Origin of the sequence: Methylobacterium sp. E-025, assembly GCF_022829705.1 — a bacterium.
Classification (GTDB): domain Bacteria; phylum Pseudomonadota; class Alphaproteobacteria; order Rhizobiales; family Beijerinckiaceae; genus Methylobacterium.
In genome coordinates this window covers 205,970-221,159 of record NZ_JAKSYR010000120.1, presented here as the reverse complement: position 1 = coordinate 221,159, position 15,190 = coordinate 205,970, and the positions used below count along the sequence as shown (strand labels likewise).

The following is a 15,190-nucleotide window of genomic DNA, read 5'->3' as shown; positions in this document are numbered from 1 at the left end:
CGAGGCGATGCGGCAGGCGGTGCGCGAGATGGTGCGCCACGTCTGCGCCCGCACCGGGCTGACCCGCAACCAGGCCTACATGCTGTGCTCGCTCGCCGGAAACCTGCGCATCACCCAGACGGTCGACGGCAACAAGGGCGTCCACATGCTCATGCCCAAGACCGCCCTGTGAGCGTTGCCCGGTGCGCGCGCCGGCGCCGATCGATAAACCCGGTCAGCGCCCGGGCGCGGGCGTGGCGTCGCCGCGCGGGCGCATCATGTCGAGGAAGGCCTCCAGCACGTTGGCGTAGTCGTCCGTCCAGGGCCGCCGCGTCATGTCGGGGACGACGGGCGTCCAGCCGAGCCGCTCGGCCTCCCGCCGGATCGCCGCATCGCGCGTCGCGATCACCACCATCGCCGGAGCGCGGAAACGCCGTTCGATCGGCTCGACGATCGGGTCGATGCGCTGGAGAAGCGCGAGGCCCTGTTCCGCCGCGGCACGGGCGAGCGCCGGCCGCAGGTCGAAATGCTGGTTGGAGATGTGGAGCGCCAGCACCCCCTGCGCGTCGAGGCGGTCGCGGTAGAGTGCCAGGGCCTCGCCGGTGAGCAGGTGCATCGGGATCGCGTCCGAGGAGAACGCGTCGACGATCAGCACGCGGGCCGGCTCGGTCGCGCGGGCCAGGGTCAGGCGCGCGTCGCCCTGGACGATGCGGGCCGACGGCGCGCAGGCGGAGAGGAAGCGGAACAGGCTCGGATCGCGCGCGATCGCGACGACCACCGGATCGATCTCGTAGAATGTCCAGGCTTCCCCGGCCCGCGCCTGGCAGGCGAGGCTGCCGGCCCCGAGCCCGACCACCGAGACCCGCGGCACCGGCCCGTAGGCGCGGCGGGCGACCTCGAGGACGTCGGCGATGGCGTTGCCGGTGGCGTAGTAGGTCGTCGGCTCCGGCGGCCCGACAACCGGGCTGCCGTCGTCCTCGCGGATGCGCATGGCGCCGTGCAGGGTCGTGCCGTGCGAGAGCAGGCGGAAGCGTCCCTGCGGATCGGTCTCGATGCGGTGGACCCCGAAGAAGCTGCGGCGGCTCTCGATGTCCTGGATCGTCAGATGCGGCATCGCCAGCACCAGCCCGCAGAACAGGGCGGCAAAGCCGAAGGCCGCCTGCGGCGCGCGCCAGTTCAGCAGCAGGACCGTCATCATCACGCCCGCTGCGGCGCGCGGCGCCGCGTCGGGAGCGTAGCGGACGAGGATGGCGAGCCCGACCAGCCCGGCAAGCGTCCCGACAAGGCGACGCATCGCCACGATGCCGACGGGGCGGGCGCGGACGAAGACGCCGGGACGGCAGGCGAGCGCCGCCACCAGCAGGATCGGATATTCGGCGATCGTCGCAAACAGCCGCGGCGCGATCAGGGCCGCGAACAGGCCGCCGAGCATCCCGCCGAGCGAGGTGCAGAGATAGAACTCGGTCAGCCGGCCCGGCTCGGGGCGCAGGCAGAAGACGGCGCGGTGGGCGACGAGGCCGGCGACGAAGCAGAGGCCGAGGCTGAGCGGCAGGTCGACGGCGAAGGGCAGCCGGCCGACCACGGCCGCGCCGAGGACGATCGCGGTCCCCCAAGCCTGCGCGGCGGCCAGGGGACGGTCCGGCCAGGACGCGAGCGGGCGGAAGGCGATCACGAAGGTCAGGAGGTAGAGCGCCAGCGGCAGCACCCACATCAGCGGGATGGCGGCCACATCCGTGGTGATGTGCGCCGTCACGGCGACGAGCAGGCCGGAGGGGACGGCCGACAGGCCGATCCAGGCGCCGCGCCGCGCCAGGCTCGGAGCCGCGTGCGCCGTGCCGGTCGTCCGCGCCGGCGCGACGATCCCGTGCGCGCCGCCTCGGCCGACGACCGTGAGCGCGCAGGCCGCGACCGCGGCCGCGGCCAGGGCATAGCCGGCGGACCACAGCCTGGTCTGCTCGGCGAGCCCAAGGATCGGCTCGATCGCCAGCGGATAGGCGAGCAGGGCGGAGAACGAGCCGAGATTGGAGGCGCGGTAGAGGAAGTACGGATCCTGTGCCCGATCGTTGCCGGACCGGGCGAACCACGCCTGCAGCAGCGGAGCGCTCGCCGACAGGGCGAAGAACGGCGCGCCGATCGAGGCCAGGAACAGGCCGACGAGCCAGACGGCCTCGTCGCCGCCTTGCGCCGCGGCGTCCAGCGCGACCGTGATCGGCAGGAACGCCGCCCCGCCGAGCAGCACGAGACCGTGCACCGCGACCGAGCCACGCAGCGAAAGCCAGCGCGTCGTCGCATGCGCGTAGGCGTAGCCCGCGAGCAGCAGCCCCTGGAACACCACCGTCGCGACCGACCACACCGCGGGCGTGCCGCCGAGGACGGGAAGGACGCGCTTGGTGAAGATCGGCTGCAGGACGAAGAGCAGGAACGCCGCCAGGAGCAGCGTACCTGCGAACACGAGGGTCTGGACGAGGTCGCGGCCGATCGCTGCCGTCCGGCCGGACGGGTCGACGCCGATCGGTTCGGCTTTGCTGGCGGTCATGGTTCGCAATCCCCCACCCGAGGCGGCGAGGCGCGAAGGTTAGCCGAGCGGCATTAACCGTCCCTCATCGACCGGTCACCATCTTCATGACTCAAGAGAAATAATGTGCGGGTCCGTAGCCCTGATCGGCCGTGCAGCGATGCGAGCAGCAAAAACCCGGGTCATTCCCACTCGATCGTGCCGGGCGGCTTCGAGGTGATGTCGTAGGTGACGCGGTTGATACCCTTGACCTCGTTGATGATCCGGGTCGCGACCCGGCCGAGGAAGGCCATGTCGAACGGGTAGAAGTCGGCCGTCATGCCGTCGACCGAGGTGACGGCGCGCAGCGCGCAGACGTGGTCGTAGGTGCGCCCGTCGCCCATTACGCCGACGGTCTTGACCGGCAGGATCACCGCGAAGGCCTGCCAGATCGTGTCGTAGAGGCCGGCCCGGCGGATCTCGTCAAGGTAGATCGCATCGGCCTTGCGCAGGGCCTCCAGCTTCTCCGGCGTGATCGTGCCGGGGCAGCGGATCGCGAGCCCGGGCCCCGGGAACGGATGGCGGCCGACGAAGGCGTCGGGCAGGCCGAGCTCGCGCCCGAGCACGCGGACCTCGTCCTTGAACAGCTCGCGCAGCGGCTCAACGAGCTTCATGTTCATGCGCGCCGGCAGGCCGCCGACGTTGTGGTGGCTCTTGATCGTCACCGAGGGGCCGCCGGAGAACGACACGCTCTCGATCACGTCCGGGTAGAGCGTGCCCTGGGCCAGGAACGCCGCGCCGCCGATTTTCTTCGATTCCGCGTCGAACACGTCGATGAACAGGCGGCCGATGGTCTTGCGCTTCTCCTCGGGGTCGCTGACGCCGGTGAGGGCGTCGAGGAACAGGTCCTGCGCCTGCACGTGGACGAGCGGGATGTTGTAATGGTCGCGGAACAGCCGCACGACCTCCTCGGCCTCGCCCATGCGCAGCAGCCCGTGGTCGACGAAGACGCAGGTGAGCTGATCGCCGATCGCCTCGTGCAGCAGCACGGCCGCCACCGACGAATCGACGCCGCCCGAGAGGCCGCAGATCACCTTCTCGGATCCGACCTGCTCGCGGATCTTGGCGATCGCCTCGGCGCGGTAGGCGCCCATGGTCCAGTCGCCCGAGCAGCCGGCGATGTCGCGCACGAAGTTGCGGATCAGCAGGGCACCGTGCGGCGTGTGCGCCACCTCCGGGTGGAACTGCACCGCGTAGTAGTTGCGGGCTTCGTCGGCCACCGCCGCGAAGGGGGCGTTCTTCGAGATCGCCACGGTGGTGAAGCCGTCGGGCAGCTTGGTGACCCGGTCGCCGTGGCTCATCCAGACGGGGTAATGCTCGCCGACGTGCCAGACCCCCTTGAACAGGGGGCATTCCGAGATGATCTCGATCTCGGCGCGGCCGAACTCGGCATGGTGGCCGCCCTCGACCTCACCGCCGAGCTGGGCCGCCATCGTCTGCTGGCCGTAGCAGATGCCGAAGACCGGGACGCCCGAATCGAACACCACCTGCGGGGTTCGCGGCGAGGCGTCGCTCGTGACCGATTCGGGGCCGCCCGACAGGATCACGCCCTTCGGCCGCGTCTCGGCGAAGGCCTCCGCCGCCTTGGTGAACGGCACGATCTCGCAATAGACCCCCTCCTCCCGGACGCGCCGGGCGATGAGCTGGGTCACCTGCGAGCCGAAATCGACGATCAGGATCTTGTCGTGGTCGGTGTTCATGCTTCTCGCGTTAGACGAGGCGATTGCGCCGTGCAACGCAGCCGTCGCATGCGGGCCGCGCGCGCCTGTTCACGACGCGCATGGGCACGAGATTCCCCCTAGGCGCCCGGGCGGAGGCGCGGGCGTCGCGGTGTCCATCACGTCGCCAGGAACCCGCGCACGCGAAGCCAGGCGAGGAACAGGTTCGGCCACGCCGCCACCGGCGTGCCGGGCGGCCCGAGCCCGAAACCGTGGCCGCCGCGCTCGAACAGGTGCATCTCGGCCGGGATCTTCGCCTTGCGCAGGGCGGTGAACATCAGGAGCACGTGGTCGCAGACCGCGATCGGATCGTCCATCGCCTGCGCCATGAACATCGGCGGCGTGTCGGCGCGGACCTGCACGTCGACCGAGTAGGTCCGCATCTCGACCTCGGTGACCTCGTCGCCGACGAGCACGCGGCGGGTGGAGGTGCCGTCGAAAGGCGCCTTCATGGTGATGACGGGATAGAGCAGCCCGGCGAGCGCCGGGCGGTACGGCAGGGCGTCGTGCGCGTCGACCGGCGGGTAGAGGTTCTGGTTGCCGACCGCGGTCTCGCCCATCAGGTGCCCGCCGGCCGAGAAGCCCAGCACCCCGACGCGAGCGGGATCGATGCCGAGCTCGGTCGATTGCGCCCGCACCAGCCGCACCGAGCGCTGCGCGTCCTGCCGCGGCGCATCGGGGCCGTTGTCCCAGCCCTCGCCGGGTAGCCGGTAGATCAGCAGGAACACGGTGATGCCGGCCGCCGTCAGCATCTGGCCGACGGGCACGCCCTCGTTGCCGATGTCGATGAAGCGGTAGCCGCCGCCGGCCGCGACGATCATCGCCGATCCGTTCGGCTTGTCCGGCCGGATCACCAGCAGGCAGGGGCGCTCGACCTTGGTGATGACGCCGCGCGCCGTCTCGTCGAAGCGGTAGCCGTTCGGATCGGGACCCTCGCCGCCGCCCGGCGGATCGCCCGGCCAGAGATCGATGACCTGGAGCTGCGCGCCGGGTGCCGTCCGCGGCAGGGCCGGGACCAGCTCGCCCGGCGGGTTGGGCGGGGCTTGGGCATGCGCGGCGCCCTGCCCCGCCATCGCGGCCGCGGTCGCAGCCAGGAGTGTTCTCCGGTCCAGGCCCATCGGTCTCCTGCGGTGTCTTCGGAATCGCTCGGACAACGCCGGCTGGACGGAGCGGTTGCGATCCTCAGCCGGCTCGCGCCAGGGTCGCGACGTAGAACCCGTCCGTGCCGGTTCGCGCCGGGCTCATCTGCAGCCCATGCGCGGTGAAGCGCAGCGTCTCCGCCAAGCCCGGGGCATGGGCCTCGGCGACGTCGCGTGCCGGCACGACCGCGAAGGCCCCGGCGCCGCGCGCGAGGAAGCCGGCCACCGCGTCGTCGTTCTCCGCCGGCAGGAGCGAGCAGGTGACGTAGGTGATGCGGCCGCCGGGGCGCACCAGCCGGCCGGCGCGGTCGAGCACCGTCGCCTGCTCGGCGACCCGCGCGGCGAGGCTGTTCGGGCGCAGGCGCCACTTCGCGTCGGGGTTGCGGCGCCAGGTGCCGGTGCCGGTGCAGGGCGCGTCCACCAGCACGCGGTCGGCCTGTCCGTCGAGGTCGGCGAGCACGTCCGTGCGCACCCGGCCGCCGCGGGGCGTGCGCACCTCCGCGTTCGCGCCGGAGCGCCTCAGGCGCTCGTGGATCGGCGCGAGGCGGCGCGGGTCGTCGTCGGTGGCGATCAGGCGACCGCCGTTCCCGGCCAGTGCCGCCAGCGCCAGGGTCTTGCCGCCGCCGCCGGCGCAAAGGTCGACGATCGTCTCAGCCTCGCCAGCGCCCGTCAGCATGGCGGCGAGCTGCGAGCCCTCGTCCTGGATCTCGTACCAGCCGTCGAGGAATTCCGGCTCGACATGCAGCGCCGGCCCGCGCCCGTCCGCGCCGATCGGGACGCGCAGGCCCATCGGCGCGTGCGGCGTCGGCGCGGCCGCATGGTGGGCGAGGCCCGGCATCGCCGCCGCCCGGTCGCCCTTGAGGGCGTTGACGCGGATGTCGAGGGGCGCACGCCGGGCGAGCGCCTTCAGCTCCGGCAGGAGATCGGCGCCGAGGATCGCCTCCAGCTGCGGCAGCACCCATTCGGGGACGTCGCCCGCGACGTGTGGCGGCGCGTCGGCGAGGTTTCCCTCGGCCAGGCGCCGTGCCTCGTCGTCGTTGAGCTTCTCCGGCGCGAAACCCTCGCCGCTGAACAACGCCGCGATCGAGGGGGCGGCGAGACCCTGCTGCAGCCGCAGCGACCCGAGCAGCACCGCGCGCGGGCCGTCGTCGCCCATGATCCAGGCGGCCGAGGACCGCCGCCGCAGGGCGTCGTAGACGAGGCTGGCGATGCCGCCGCGGTCGCCCGATCCGGCGAAGCGGTGGCTCAGGCCCCAATCCTTGAGGGCGTCGGCGGCCGGTCGGCGACGACCGGCGATGTCGGCGAGCACCTCGATGGCGGCGGCGCAGCGGGCGGCTGGAGTCAGGACGGTCTCCTTTGGCGGATGAAGGCGTGTCGCGAGCGCGATAGACCCGCAGCGCCCCGCCTGTCGAAGGAAATCCGCGCGGCCACGATACGGCCACGCTTAACCCGCTCCGCGGACACGATACGGCCGAGCTTCCGGCACGATCGAGCGTCAGACCTGCAGGCTCCGACGGAACCCGCCGTCGCGAAGGCCGGAAGAACCCATGTCGCCCGTGATCCACCTCAGCCTCGCCGGCATCCTGATGCTGGCGGTCGCCGCCTGCTCCACCGCACCGGCCGCTCCCGACCTGACGCCGCCGCCGAGGCGCCCGCTCGATGCCAAGACGCAGCTCGAATACGGCAACCCGCCCCCGCCTCCCGGCCCGCGCTACTGAAGGATCTCCGGACCTCGGCCCGCGCGGGCCGAGATCTCAGGCCGCCTGTTCGCGGGCGCGGCGGCCCTCATAGGTCTTGAGGCCGGTGAAGACCCGCTCGAGATGCGGCAGCGCGGTGTCCGGCGTGGCCGAGCGCCCGCGGGCGATCAGGTCGCCGACGACATGGTCGGCCTCGATCCGGCCCCTGCCCTCGATGTCGCGCAGCATCGAGGCGGTGAGCGGCGAGCCTTCCGTGGTCAGCGTGGTCCGGGCCTGGGCCGCCACCTTCTCGCGCGGCGCGAATCCGTTCGACGCGGCGATGGCGAGGCATTCGTCGTGCAGGCCGGCGATGAAGTCGCGGCCGCCCTCGGCCCCGACGATGTCGCCGACGGTGCCGCGCATCAGGGTGGTCGCGCCGGCCAGCGTGGCGAGGAACACCCACTTCTCCCACATCTCCAGCACTATCCTGTCGGACAGGCGCGGCTGGAACTTCACGTCCCGCATCAGCGTCTCGATCGCATCGCAGCGCTCGGATCGGAAGCCGTCGCGCTCGCCGAAGGTCAGCGTGCAGAAGTCGCTCATGTGGCGGATTGCGCCCTCAGGCCCCAGCGTCGCCGCGATGGCGCAGGAGCCGCCGAGCACGCGGGCCGCGCCGAAGCGCGCGTCCAGCGCGTCGAGATGCGCCATCCCGTTGAGGATCGGCAGGATGGCGGTGCCGTCCCCCACCGCCGGCGCGAGGTCGTCGAGGGCGCCGGCGAGGTCGTAGGCCTTGCACGAGAGCAGGACGAGGTCGAAGCCGCCGGCCGCGGGCAGCGCGGCCGCCGTGACGGTCTTGGGCTCGGCGAGATGCAGGTCGCCGAGCTTGCTTTCCACGACGAGCCCGTTCACCGCGAGCTTGTCCGCCCGCGCCGGGCGGACGAGGAAGGTCACGTCGCGCCCGGCCTCCGCGAGCCGCGCCCCGTAATAGCCGCCGGTCGCCCCGGCCCCGACCACCAGCACCCGCATCGTCGCTCTCCGAAACACCGTTTCCCGCCGGACCCGCCCGTGACGCCGCCCCGCCTCAGGTGCGCGAGGGGTAGTTCGGGCTCTCGCGGGTGATCGTCACGTCGTGGACGTGGCTCTCGCGCAGGCCGGCATTGGTGATGCGGATGAACTGCGCGCGCTCCTGGAACTCCGGCACGCTCGGGGCGCCGACATAGCCCATGGCGGCGCGCAGGCCGCCGGCGAGCTGGTGCAGGACGGCCGCCACGGGGCCCTTGTACGGCACCTGCCCCTCGATGCCCTCGGGCACGAGCTTGTGGGTGTCGTTGACCTCGGCCTGGAAGTAGCGGTCGGCCGAGCCGCGGGCCATCGCGCCGACCGAGCCCATGCCGCGGTAGCTCTTGTAGGAGCGGCCCTGGTACAGGAACACCTCGCCGGGGGCCTCGTCCGTGCCGGCGAGCAGCGAGCCGAGCATCGCCACCGAGGCGCCGGCGGCGATCGCCTTGGCGAGGTCGCCGGAATACTTGATGCCGCCGTCGGCGATCACCGGGATGCCGGCGTCGTGGGCGGCCTCGACCGCCTCCATGATCGCGGTGAGCTGCGGAACGCCGACGCCGGCGACGATGCGGGTGGTGCAGATCGAGCCCGGCCCGATGCCGACCTTCACCGCGTCCGCGCCCGCGTCGATCAGCGCCTGCGTGCCCTCGCGGGTCGCGACGTTGCCGGCGATGACCTGCACGGCGTTGGAGAGCTGCTTCACCCGGCGCACGCTGTCGAGCACCTTGATCGAGTGGCCGTGCGCGGTGTCGACCACGATCACGTCGCAGCCGGCATCGATCAGGCGCTCGGCCCGCTCGAAGCCCTGGTCGCCGGTGGTGGTGGCCGCCGCGACCCGCAGCCGGCCCTGCTCGTCCTTGACCGCCTTCGGGTAGGTGACCTGCTTCTCGATGTCCTTGACCGTGATCAGGCCGATGCAGCGGAAGTGGTCGTCGACCACGAGCAGCTTCTCGATCCGGAACTGGTGCAGGAGGTGCTTGGCCTCGTCCTGCGTCACGCCCTCGCGCACCGTGATCAGCCGGTCGCGGGTCATCAGCTCGGAGACGGGCTGGGCCGGATGCGTCGCGAAGCGCACGTCGCGGTTGGTGAGGATGCCGACGAGCTTGCCGCGCGAGCCGTTCGGGCCGCGCTCGACCACCGGGATGCCGGAGATGCGGTTGGCCTTCATCACCTCGAAGGCGTCGGCCAGTGTCTCGTCGGGATGGATGGTGATCGGGTTGAGCACCATGCCCGACTCGTACTTCTTGACGAGGCGGACCTGCTCGGCCTGCTCCGCCGGCTCGAGGTTGCGGTGGATGACGCCGAGGCCGCCGTTCTGGGCCATGGCGATCGCCATCGGCGCCTCGGTGACGGTGTCCATCGCCGAGGCGACGATCGGCAGGTTCAGGCTGATGGTGCGCGTCAGCTGCGTCGCCACGTTGACCTCGGTCGGCATCACCGACGAGGCGGCCGGACGCAGGAGGACGTCGTCGAAGGTCAGGCCCTCGATGATCGAAGCGGAGCTGATACGGGCCATGAGCCAACGGTCCTGAAGGGCTGCCGGGCCGACGCGAGGTCGGGTTCGGCATGGAGCGGGTTGGCACGGGCCAGTATCATGCGGTGGGGTGCCCGCAAAGGCGGCAACCCGGCGCGGCACGGGATAAACCCCGCGTGGGCCGGTTGCGTTCGCCGCATGGCGCCCGCGACCGCCCTCCCCGCCTCAGCGGACGCGCGGCCCCTTGTCGGAATAGTCCGGCGGCAGGCCGATGTAGTCGGTGAGGATCCCATCGAGGCCGGGCGCCCGGCCGAACGCCTCGCAATCGGGGTCGAGGGGCGCCTCGCCGAGCGTGGTCACCCGGATGCGGTTCCAGTTCGGCAGGGTCAGCGGCGCCTTGAACGGGTCCTCGCCGGTGGCGAGGTAGAACCCGAAATCCTGGCCGAAATCGCCGGCGAGATCGTAGGCGTCGCTGATGTGCGAGTAGCGCGGCTGGCTCGTGAACGAGTTGGCCGCTCCGCCCCAGACCATCGCCGCCCGCTGCTCGTGGCGGCGGTCGAGCGCCTCGGCCTCGACGGTGAGGCTTCCGAGCCCGATCGGCACCCGCGGGATCGGGATGCGCCCGAGGCCCTCGGCGAAGCCGATGCCGACCTGGCCGGCGACGGTGACGGCGGCGGAGGTGCCGATGGTGGCGCCGGCGCCGATCAGGTCGGTCGGGTCGACGCGGGTCACCTGGGCGCGCACGGTCAGGTCGGCGTTGCGGCTCGACACCACGTCGTAGCGCAGCGACAGCTCGTAGCAGAGCGCGCGGTCGGCGTTGTTGGCGACCAGCCGGCGCTCCGCCTCGCTGATGCCGACCGCACCGGAGACGTTGGCCGGGAACTGCGTCGGGATGATCCGGACGGTCCTGGTCCGGGCGAGCGCGTCGGCGTCGGCGTAGAGGCGCGCCGTGGTCGAGGCCTCGGTGCTGGCCCGGAGCCGGTCGTAGCGGCTGAGCGAGCCGACATCGTTGAGGAGCACGGTGCCGCAGGCGCCGAGGACGAACATCACCGCGGACGCGGCGACGAGCCGCGGCAGCGATTGGGGCAGTGTCGACGGACGAAGCATCCTGTCACTTTCGCGGGTGTCGCCGCGTCGTCCCGGGCGCCGCCGCCGAGGAGCGGGGCGCCGTGCGGGGACACGACATCGTTACCGTAAAGCTTAATGCCGATCCGGCCTGCTCGGAAGGGTAGCGGCGCGGTTCAGCCATGTTCGGAAACAAAGCGTGGCCGATCCGCCACGGATCGACCGGGCGCACATCCCGTGTCAAGCGCTGCGTCGCACGCCCGGCCTTCGCCACGATGCCGGGTGCCCCGAACGCTTGCCCGGCCCGATGCGCGCATCCCAGATCGTCCCCCTCGTCGTCGCCACCGCCCTGTTCATGGAGAACACCGACTCGACGGTGATCGCCACGGCGCTGCCGACCATCGCTCAGAGCCTCGGCGAGGATCCGATCGCCCTGAAGCTCGCACTGACCGCCTACCTCGTCAGCCTGGCGATCTTCATCCCCATCAGCGGCTGGATGGCCGACCGCTACGGATCGCGCACGGTGTTCCGCGCGGCGATCGCGGTGTTCATGGCGGGCTCCGTCGCCTGCGCCGTCTCGAGCGGGCTCGCCGGCTTCGTCGGCGCCCGGTTCCTGCAGGGCTTGGGGGGCGCGATGATGGTGCCCGTCGGCCGCCTGGTGATCCTGCGCAGCGTGCCGAAGGCCGAGCTCGTCTCGGCGCTGGCCTACCTGACGATCCCGGCGCTGATCGGCCCGATCATGGGGCCGCCGCTCGGCGGCCTGATCACCACCTATCTCGACTGGCGCTGGATCTTCTTCATCAACATTCCGATCGGCATCGTCGGGATCGTGCTCGCGACCCTGTTCTTCGAGGACGTGCGCGAGCCCGAGCGCCCGCCGCTCGATCTCGTCGGCTTCGCCATGCTCGGGCCGGGGCTCGCCGCGCTGATGCTGGGGCTGGCCTCGACCGGCCGCCACCTGCTGCCGGCCTGGATGTCCTGGGCGAGCCTCGGCGGCGGCGCGGTGCTGCTCGCGCTCTACCTCCGGCACTCGCGGCGGATGGCGCAGCCGATCCTGCGCCTCGACCTCATGCGTCATCCGACCTTCCGCATCGCGGTGGTCGGCGGCAGCCTGTTCCGCATCGGCACCGGCGCGATCCCGTTCCTGCTGCCGCTGATGCTCCAGGTCGGCTTCGGGCTCGATCCGCTGCAATCGGGGCTGATCACCTTCGCCGCGGCGGCCGGCGCGATGTTCGTGAAGACGATCGGCCCGCGGATCCTGCGCCGCTACGGCTTCCGTCCGGTGATGGTGGCGAACGCCGTCCTCGCCGCGCTCTTCCTCGCGGTGAACGGCCTCTACACCGCCGACACCCCGCATTGGCTGATGCTCGGGATCCTGTTTCTCGGCGGCTGCCTGCGCTCGATCCAGTTCACCTGCGTGAACGCCATCGCCTACGCCGACCTCGAGAAGTCCGAGATGAGCGCGGGCACGAGCCTCGCCAGCGTCGCCCAGCAGATCTCCTTGAGCCTCGGCGTGACGCTCGGCGCCCTGGCGCTCGAAGGCGCCGCCGAATGGCATGGCCGCAGCGCGATCATGGCGGCGGATTTCGGCCCGGCCTTCTTCGCCGTCGCGCTGATCTCGGCGGTCTCGGTCTTCGCCTTCCGCCAGCTCGCGCCGGATGCCGGCGCCGAGGTCTCGGGCCGGATGATCGCGCGTGCCGCGCCCGCCGCCGCACCAGGCCGGCCATAGGTGCAGGCTCCCCTCCCACGGTCCGCTCGCGGAGGCTGCGCGTGAACGTCTCGATCCTGCAACCGCTGATCGTTCAGATCGGGCTGATCGTGGCGCTCTACGTCTGGCTGTCCGTGGCGCGCCTGCGCGCCGTGAGCCGCGGCGAGGTCGCGTACGACGCCTTCGTCCTCGGTCGCGACGAGCCGCGGCCGATCGCGCGGATCACCCGCAACCTCGCCAACCAGTTCGAGCTGCCGGTGCTGATGGTCGGCTGCGTCGCGCTTCTGGCGGCTTTCGGCGAGGTCGGGCGGTTCGACCTCGCCTGCGCCTGGCTGTTCGTCGCCGGCCGGGTCGTGCACACGGCGGTGCAGACCCTGACCGACGACGTGAAGCTGCGCGGACGCGTCTTCGGGATCAATTTCGTGGCGTTCCTCGGGATCGCCGGGCATCTCGGCCTGATCGCCCTGGGGTCGCGGTAGGCCGCTCGGAGCGCATGCTCCGGCGCGGCCGCCTCAGGCGGCCTTGGCCCGGCGCGGCCGGTTTGCGTTGGCGCTCGCCTTCGGGGCGCCCTTGGCGGCGGGCTTCGCTGCGGGCTTCGCCGCCGGGCGGCCGGTCGCGCCGGCGCGCCAGCCCTGCCAGCTCCAGGCGCCGGGTCCGGCGAGCGCGTAGATCAGGAAGCCGCCGGCGAGCCCGAGGTCGGCGAGCAGCAGCGTGCGCTCGGCCGCGGCCGCCGGGCCGGAGAACTGCCAGAAGGCGTGGAGCAGCATCGCCGTGAGGCCGGCGAACCCGGCGAGCGCGACGCCGGTGATCCGCGGCAGCACGCCGACGATCAGCGCGAGCGGCCCGAACACCTGCACGACGACGGCGAGCGTCGCCACCGCGTTCGGGGCCGGCACGCCGGCGCCGGCCAGCGTCAGCGCGAAACCGGAGACGTTGAGGGCGCGGGCGATGCCGGTCGGCAGCAGCGCGGCCGCCAGCAGAAGGCGCGCGGCGAGAAGCAGTCCGTCCTGGGCTCGGGCGATCACGCGTGGTCTCCGGTGGTCTGAGGCGAGGACGGCATCGTCGTCCGCACCGCTGAAGACCGGGTTAAGTCGCCCCCGCGCTCAACCGGAAACGCCGCCGCGGAACAGGCGTCCGCGCTCGGTCCACGCCACCACGAGGAGCGCGGCCGCGCCGAGCCCGGCATAGCCGAAGGCGATCGGCAGGGTCGTGCCGTCGAAGCACTGGCCGATCGCGAAGCCGCAGAGCGCGCCGAGGATCGTCGTGTAGAACCCGAGGAACGAGGAGGCCGTGCCGGCGATCGCGCCGAGCGGCTGCAGGGCGAGCGCGTTGAAGTTCGGCATCGCGAAGCTGATCAGGAACTGGTTGCCGGCGAGCACCGCGAGGAACAGCGCCAGCGGCGGGTGCCCGCCATAGGCGAGCCCGATCGCGACCTGCCCGAGCGCCACCGCGACGAAGGCCGTCAGCCCCGCATGCGACAGCGCCCGCATCCCGAGGCGGCCCACCACCCGGGCGTTGACCAGGGTCGCCGCGCCCATGGCGCCCGCGACCAGCCCGAAGGCCAGGGGGAACAGCGCGCCGAGGTGGTAGAGCCCGGTGTCGAACACCTGCTGGGCCGAGCCGACATAGCCCATGATGCAGCCGGTGAGCAGGCCGAGGGCGGTGGCGTAGCCGATCGCGACGCGACAGCCGAGCGTGGTCCGCAGGGCCTGCCCCGTCGCGGCGAAGGAGAGCGGCCGGCGGTATTCCGGATGCAGCGTCTCGGGCATGCGCGCTAGGAACCAGAGCGCGAGCAGCCCCGCGAGCGCGAGCATCGAGACGAAGACGTAGGTCCAGGAGCCGAGCGCGAGCATCGCCCCGCCGATCGCCGGCGCGATCATCGGCACGATCAGGAACACCATCATGGTGAAGGACATCACGCTCGCCATCTCGCGCCCGGCGAAGCGGTCGCGCACGATCGCGGTCGAGAGCACCCGGCCGCCGGCCGCGCCGAGCCCCTGGATCACGCGGGCGGCGAGCAGCCATCCGAACGACGGCGCGACCATCGCGAGCAGGGTTCCGGCGACGTAGACCAGCAGGCTGCCGATCAGCACGGGACGTCGCCCGAGGGCGTCCGAGACCGGGCCGTAGACGATCTGGGCCGAGCCGAAGCCGATCATGTAGACGTAGATCAGCCACTGCAGGTGGTTCGGGTCGACGACGCCGAAACGGGCCTGGATCGCTGGAAAGGCCGGCAGCAGGTTGTCGATCGAGATCGCGGTGACCGCCATCATCAGCGCGACGATCGCCACGAACTCGACGAAGCCCGGCCCGGTCCAGGGACGCGCGCGCGGGATCGCCTGGCCTTCGGGCGGATGGGGCCGGATCGGTGCTGTCACGGGAACGCCCTTGGCGGCGCGGGAACACCTCCGACGGGAAGGGCCGCACGGGCCGCCTCATCGGGGCGGTTCGCGGCGGGGATGTGGCCGGCGCATGCACGGGACGCCGAGGAGATCCCCCGCCGGCTGCTGGAACGGAAACGGCCTAGCTTCGTTGCATCGCCAACACTCGCTGCATACCCGGAGTTCCCGTGTCGACGCTCGTCCGCATCCTTCTTGCGATCTTCCTGCCGCCGATCGCCGTGCTCGTGACCAACGGCATCGGCCTGCAGTTCCTCCTCAACATCGTCCTGACGCTGATGTTCGGCCTGCCCGGCATGATCCACGCGCTCTGGCTGATGAACCGCGACCGCCCTCTGCTCTGAGCGGCATCGCCGAAACGAAGACAGCCGCCGGTCGCGCGACCGGCGGCTGTCTTCGTTCGACCGAGCGCGTCGCGA

General features: G+C 71.9%; 13 protein-coding genes and 1 pseudogene. 5 read left to right on the top strand and 9 right to left on the bottom strand.

What is annotated here, in order from left to right:
- Positions 1 to 172, top strand: a pseudogene (locus MKK64_RS18800) (amidase); the annotation flags it as partial.
- 42 nt (positions 173 to 214) lie between these two features.
- Here MKK64_RS18800 and MKK64_RS18795 read toward each other — a convergent pair.
- The 4 genes from MKK64_RS18795 to MKK64_RS18780 all read right to left on the bottom strand — a co-directional run bounded on the left by MKK64_RS18795 (position 215) and on the right by MKK64_RS18780 (position 6,735).
- Positions 215 to 2,515 (bottom strand): spermidine synthase, encoded by a 2,301-nt coding sequence (locus MKK64_RS18795; protein ID WP_243936375.1) that lies wholly within the window; start codon positions 2,513 to 2,515, stop codon positions 215 to 217.
- A gap of 161 nt (positions 2,516 to 2,676) precedes the next feature.
- A complete protein-coding gene (guaA, locus tag MKK64_RS18790; protein ID WP_147728849.1) occupies positions 2,677 to 4,233 on the bottom strand; it encodes a glutamine-hydrolyzing GMP synthase in 1,557 nt (518 codons plus the stop codon).
- A 137-nt stretch (positions 4,234 to 4,370) separates the two neighbouring features.
- On the bottom strand, positions 4,371 to 5,369 hold the full coding sequence (locus MKK64_RS18785) for an alpha/beta hydrolase (RefSeq protein ID WP_147728848.1): 999 nt from the start codon (positions 5,367 to 5,369) through the stop codon (positions 4,371 to 4,373).
- A 64-nt stretch (positions 5,370 to 5,433) separates the two neighbouring features.
- A complete protein-coding gene (locus tag MKK64_RS18780; RefSeq protein WP_243936405.1) occupies positions 5,434 to 6,735 on the bottom strand; it encodes an RsmB/NOP family class I SAM-dependent RNA methyltransferase in 1,302 nt (433 codons plus the stop codon).
- Positions 6,736 to 6,937: 202 nt separating this feature from the next.
- On the opposite strand from MKK64_RS18780, the gene MKK64_RS18775 reads away from it, so the two are divergent.
- The gene (locus tag MKK64_RS18775) at positions 6,938 to 7,108 is read left to right on the top strand and encodes a hypothetical protein (RefSeq protein WP_243933395.1); all 171 of its coding nucleotides are present in this window, start codon (positions 6,938 to 6,940) and stop codon (positions 7,106 to 7,108) included.
- Positions 7,109 to 7,144: 36 nt separating this feature from the next.
- Here MKK64_RS18775 and panE read toward each other — a convergent pair whose 3' ends face one another.
- The 3 genes from panE to MKK64_RS18760 all read right to left on the bottom strand — a co-directional run bounded on the left by panE (position 7,145) and on the right by MKK64_RS18760 (position 10,706).
- On the bottom strand, positions 7,145 to 8,092 hold the full coding sequence (gene panE, locus MKK64_RS18770; protein WP_243936372.1) for a 2-dehydropantoate 2-reductase: 948 nt from the start codon (positions 8,090 to 8,092) through the stop codon (positions 7,145 to 7,147).
- Between the two features lie 55 nt (positions 8,093 to 8,147).
- On the bottom strand, positions 8,148 to 9,641 hold the full coding sequence (guaB, locus tag MKK64_RS18765) for an IMP dehydrogenase (RefSeq protein WP_147728108.1): 1,494 nt from the start codon (positions 9,639 to 9,641) through the stop codon (positions 8,148 to 8,150).
- 183 nt (positions 9,642 to 9,824) lie between these two features.
- A complete protein-coding gene (locus MKK64_RS18760; protein WP_243936370.1) occupies positions 9,825 to 10,706 on the bottom strand; it encodes a DUF3313 domain-containing protein in 882 nt (293 codons plus the stop codon).
- Positions 10,707 to 10,971: 265 nt separating this feature from the next.
- On the opposite strand from MKK64_RS18760, the gene MKK64_RS18755 reads away from it, so the two are divergent.
- A complete protein-coding gene (locus MKK64_RS18755; protein WP_243936368.1) occupies positions 10,972 to 12,393 on the top strand; it encodes an MFS transporter in 1,422 nt (473 codons plus the stop codon).
- Positions 12,394 to 12,434: 41 nt separating this feature from the next.
- Complete coding sequence (locus MKK64_RS18750; protein ID WP_243936367.1) at positions 12,435 to 12,851, top strand: MAPEG family protein; 417 nt, start codon at positions 12,435 to 12,437, stop codon at positions 12,849 to 12,851.
- Positions 12,852 to 12,884: 33 nt separating this feature from the next.
- Here MKK64_RS18750 and MKK64_RS18745 read toward each other — a convergent pair whose 3' ends face one another.
- Both MKK64_RS18745 and MKK64_RS18740 read right to left on the bottom strand, forming a co-directional pair.
- Positions 12,885 to 13,397: a DoxX family protein gene (locus MKK64_RS18745; protein WP_243936366.1), complete on the bottom strand. Its 513-nt coding sequence runs from the start codon at positions 13,395 to 13,397 to the stop codon at positions 12,885 to 12,887.
- Positions 13,398 to 13,475: 78 nt separating this feature from the next.
- A complete protein-coding gene (locus MKK64_RS18740; RefSeq protein WP_243933387.1) occupies positions 13,476 to 14,750 on the bottom strand; it encodes a multidrug effflux MFS transporter in 1,275 nt (424 codons plus the stop codon).
- A 191-nt stretch (positions 14,751 to 14,941) separates the two neighbouring features.
- On the opposite strand from MKK64_RS18740, the gene MKK64_RS18735 reads away from it, so the two are divergent.
- On the top strand, positions 14,942 to 15,115 hold the full coding sequence (locus MKK64_RS18735; RefSeq protein ID WP_147728777.1) for a YqaE/Pmp3 family membrane protein: 174 nt from the start codon (positions 14,942 to 14,944) through the stop codon (positions 15,113 to 15,115).
- Positions 15,116 to 15,190: the final 75 nt, after the last annotated feature.

What these genes read in the sequence shown, in the direction of transcription:
- MKK64_RS18775 (WP_243933395.1), top strand. Translation starts at nt 6,938, where the DNA reads ATGTCGCCCGTGATCCACCTCAGCCTCGCCGGCATCCTGATGCTGGCG.
- MKK64_RS18795 (WP_243936375.1), bottom strand. Translation starts at nt 2,515, where the DNA reads ATGACCGCCAGCAAAGCCGAACCGATCGGCGTCGACCCGTCCGGCCGG.
- MKK64_RS18785 (WP_147728848.1), bottom strand. Translation starts at nt 5,369, where the DNA reads ATGGGCCTGGACCGGAGAACACTCCTGGCTGCGACCGCGGCCGCGATG.
- MKK64_RS18760 (WP_243936370.1), bottom strand. Translation starts at nt 10,706, where the DNA reads ATGCTTCGTCCGTCGACACTGCCCCAATCGCTGCCGCGGCTCGTCGCC.
- MKK64_RS18755 (WP_243936368.1), top strand. Translation starts at nt 10,972, where the DNA reads ATGCGCGCATCCCAGATCGTCCCCCTCGTCGTCGCCACCGCCCTGTTC.
- panE (WP_243936372.1), bottom strand. Translation starts at nt 8,092, where the DNA reads ATGCGGGTGCTGGTGGTCGGGGCCGGGGCGACCGGCGGCTATTACGGG.
- guaA (WP_147728849.1), bottom strand. Translation starts at nt 4,233, where the DNA reads ATGAACACCGACCACGACAAGATCCTGATCGTCGATTTCGGCTCGCAG.
- guaB (WP_147728108.1), bottom strand. Translation starts at nt 9,641, where the DNA reads ATGGCCCGTATCAGCTCCGCTTCGATCATCGAGGGCCTGACCTTCGAC.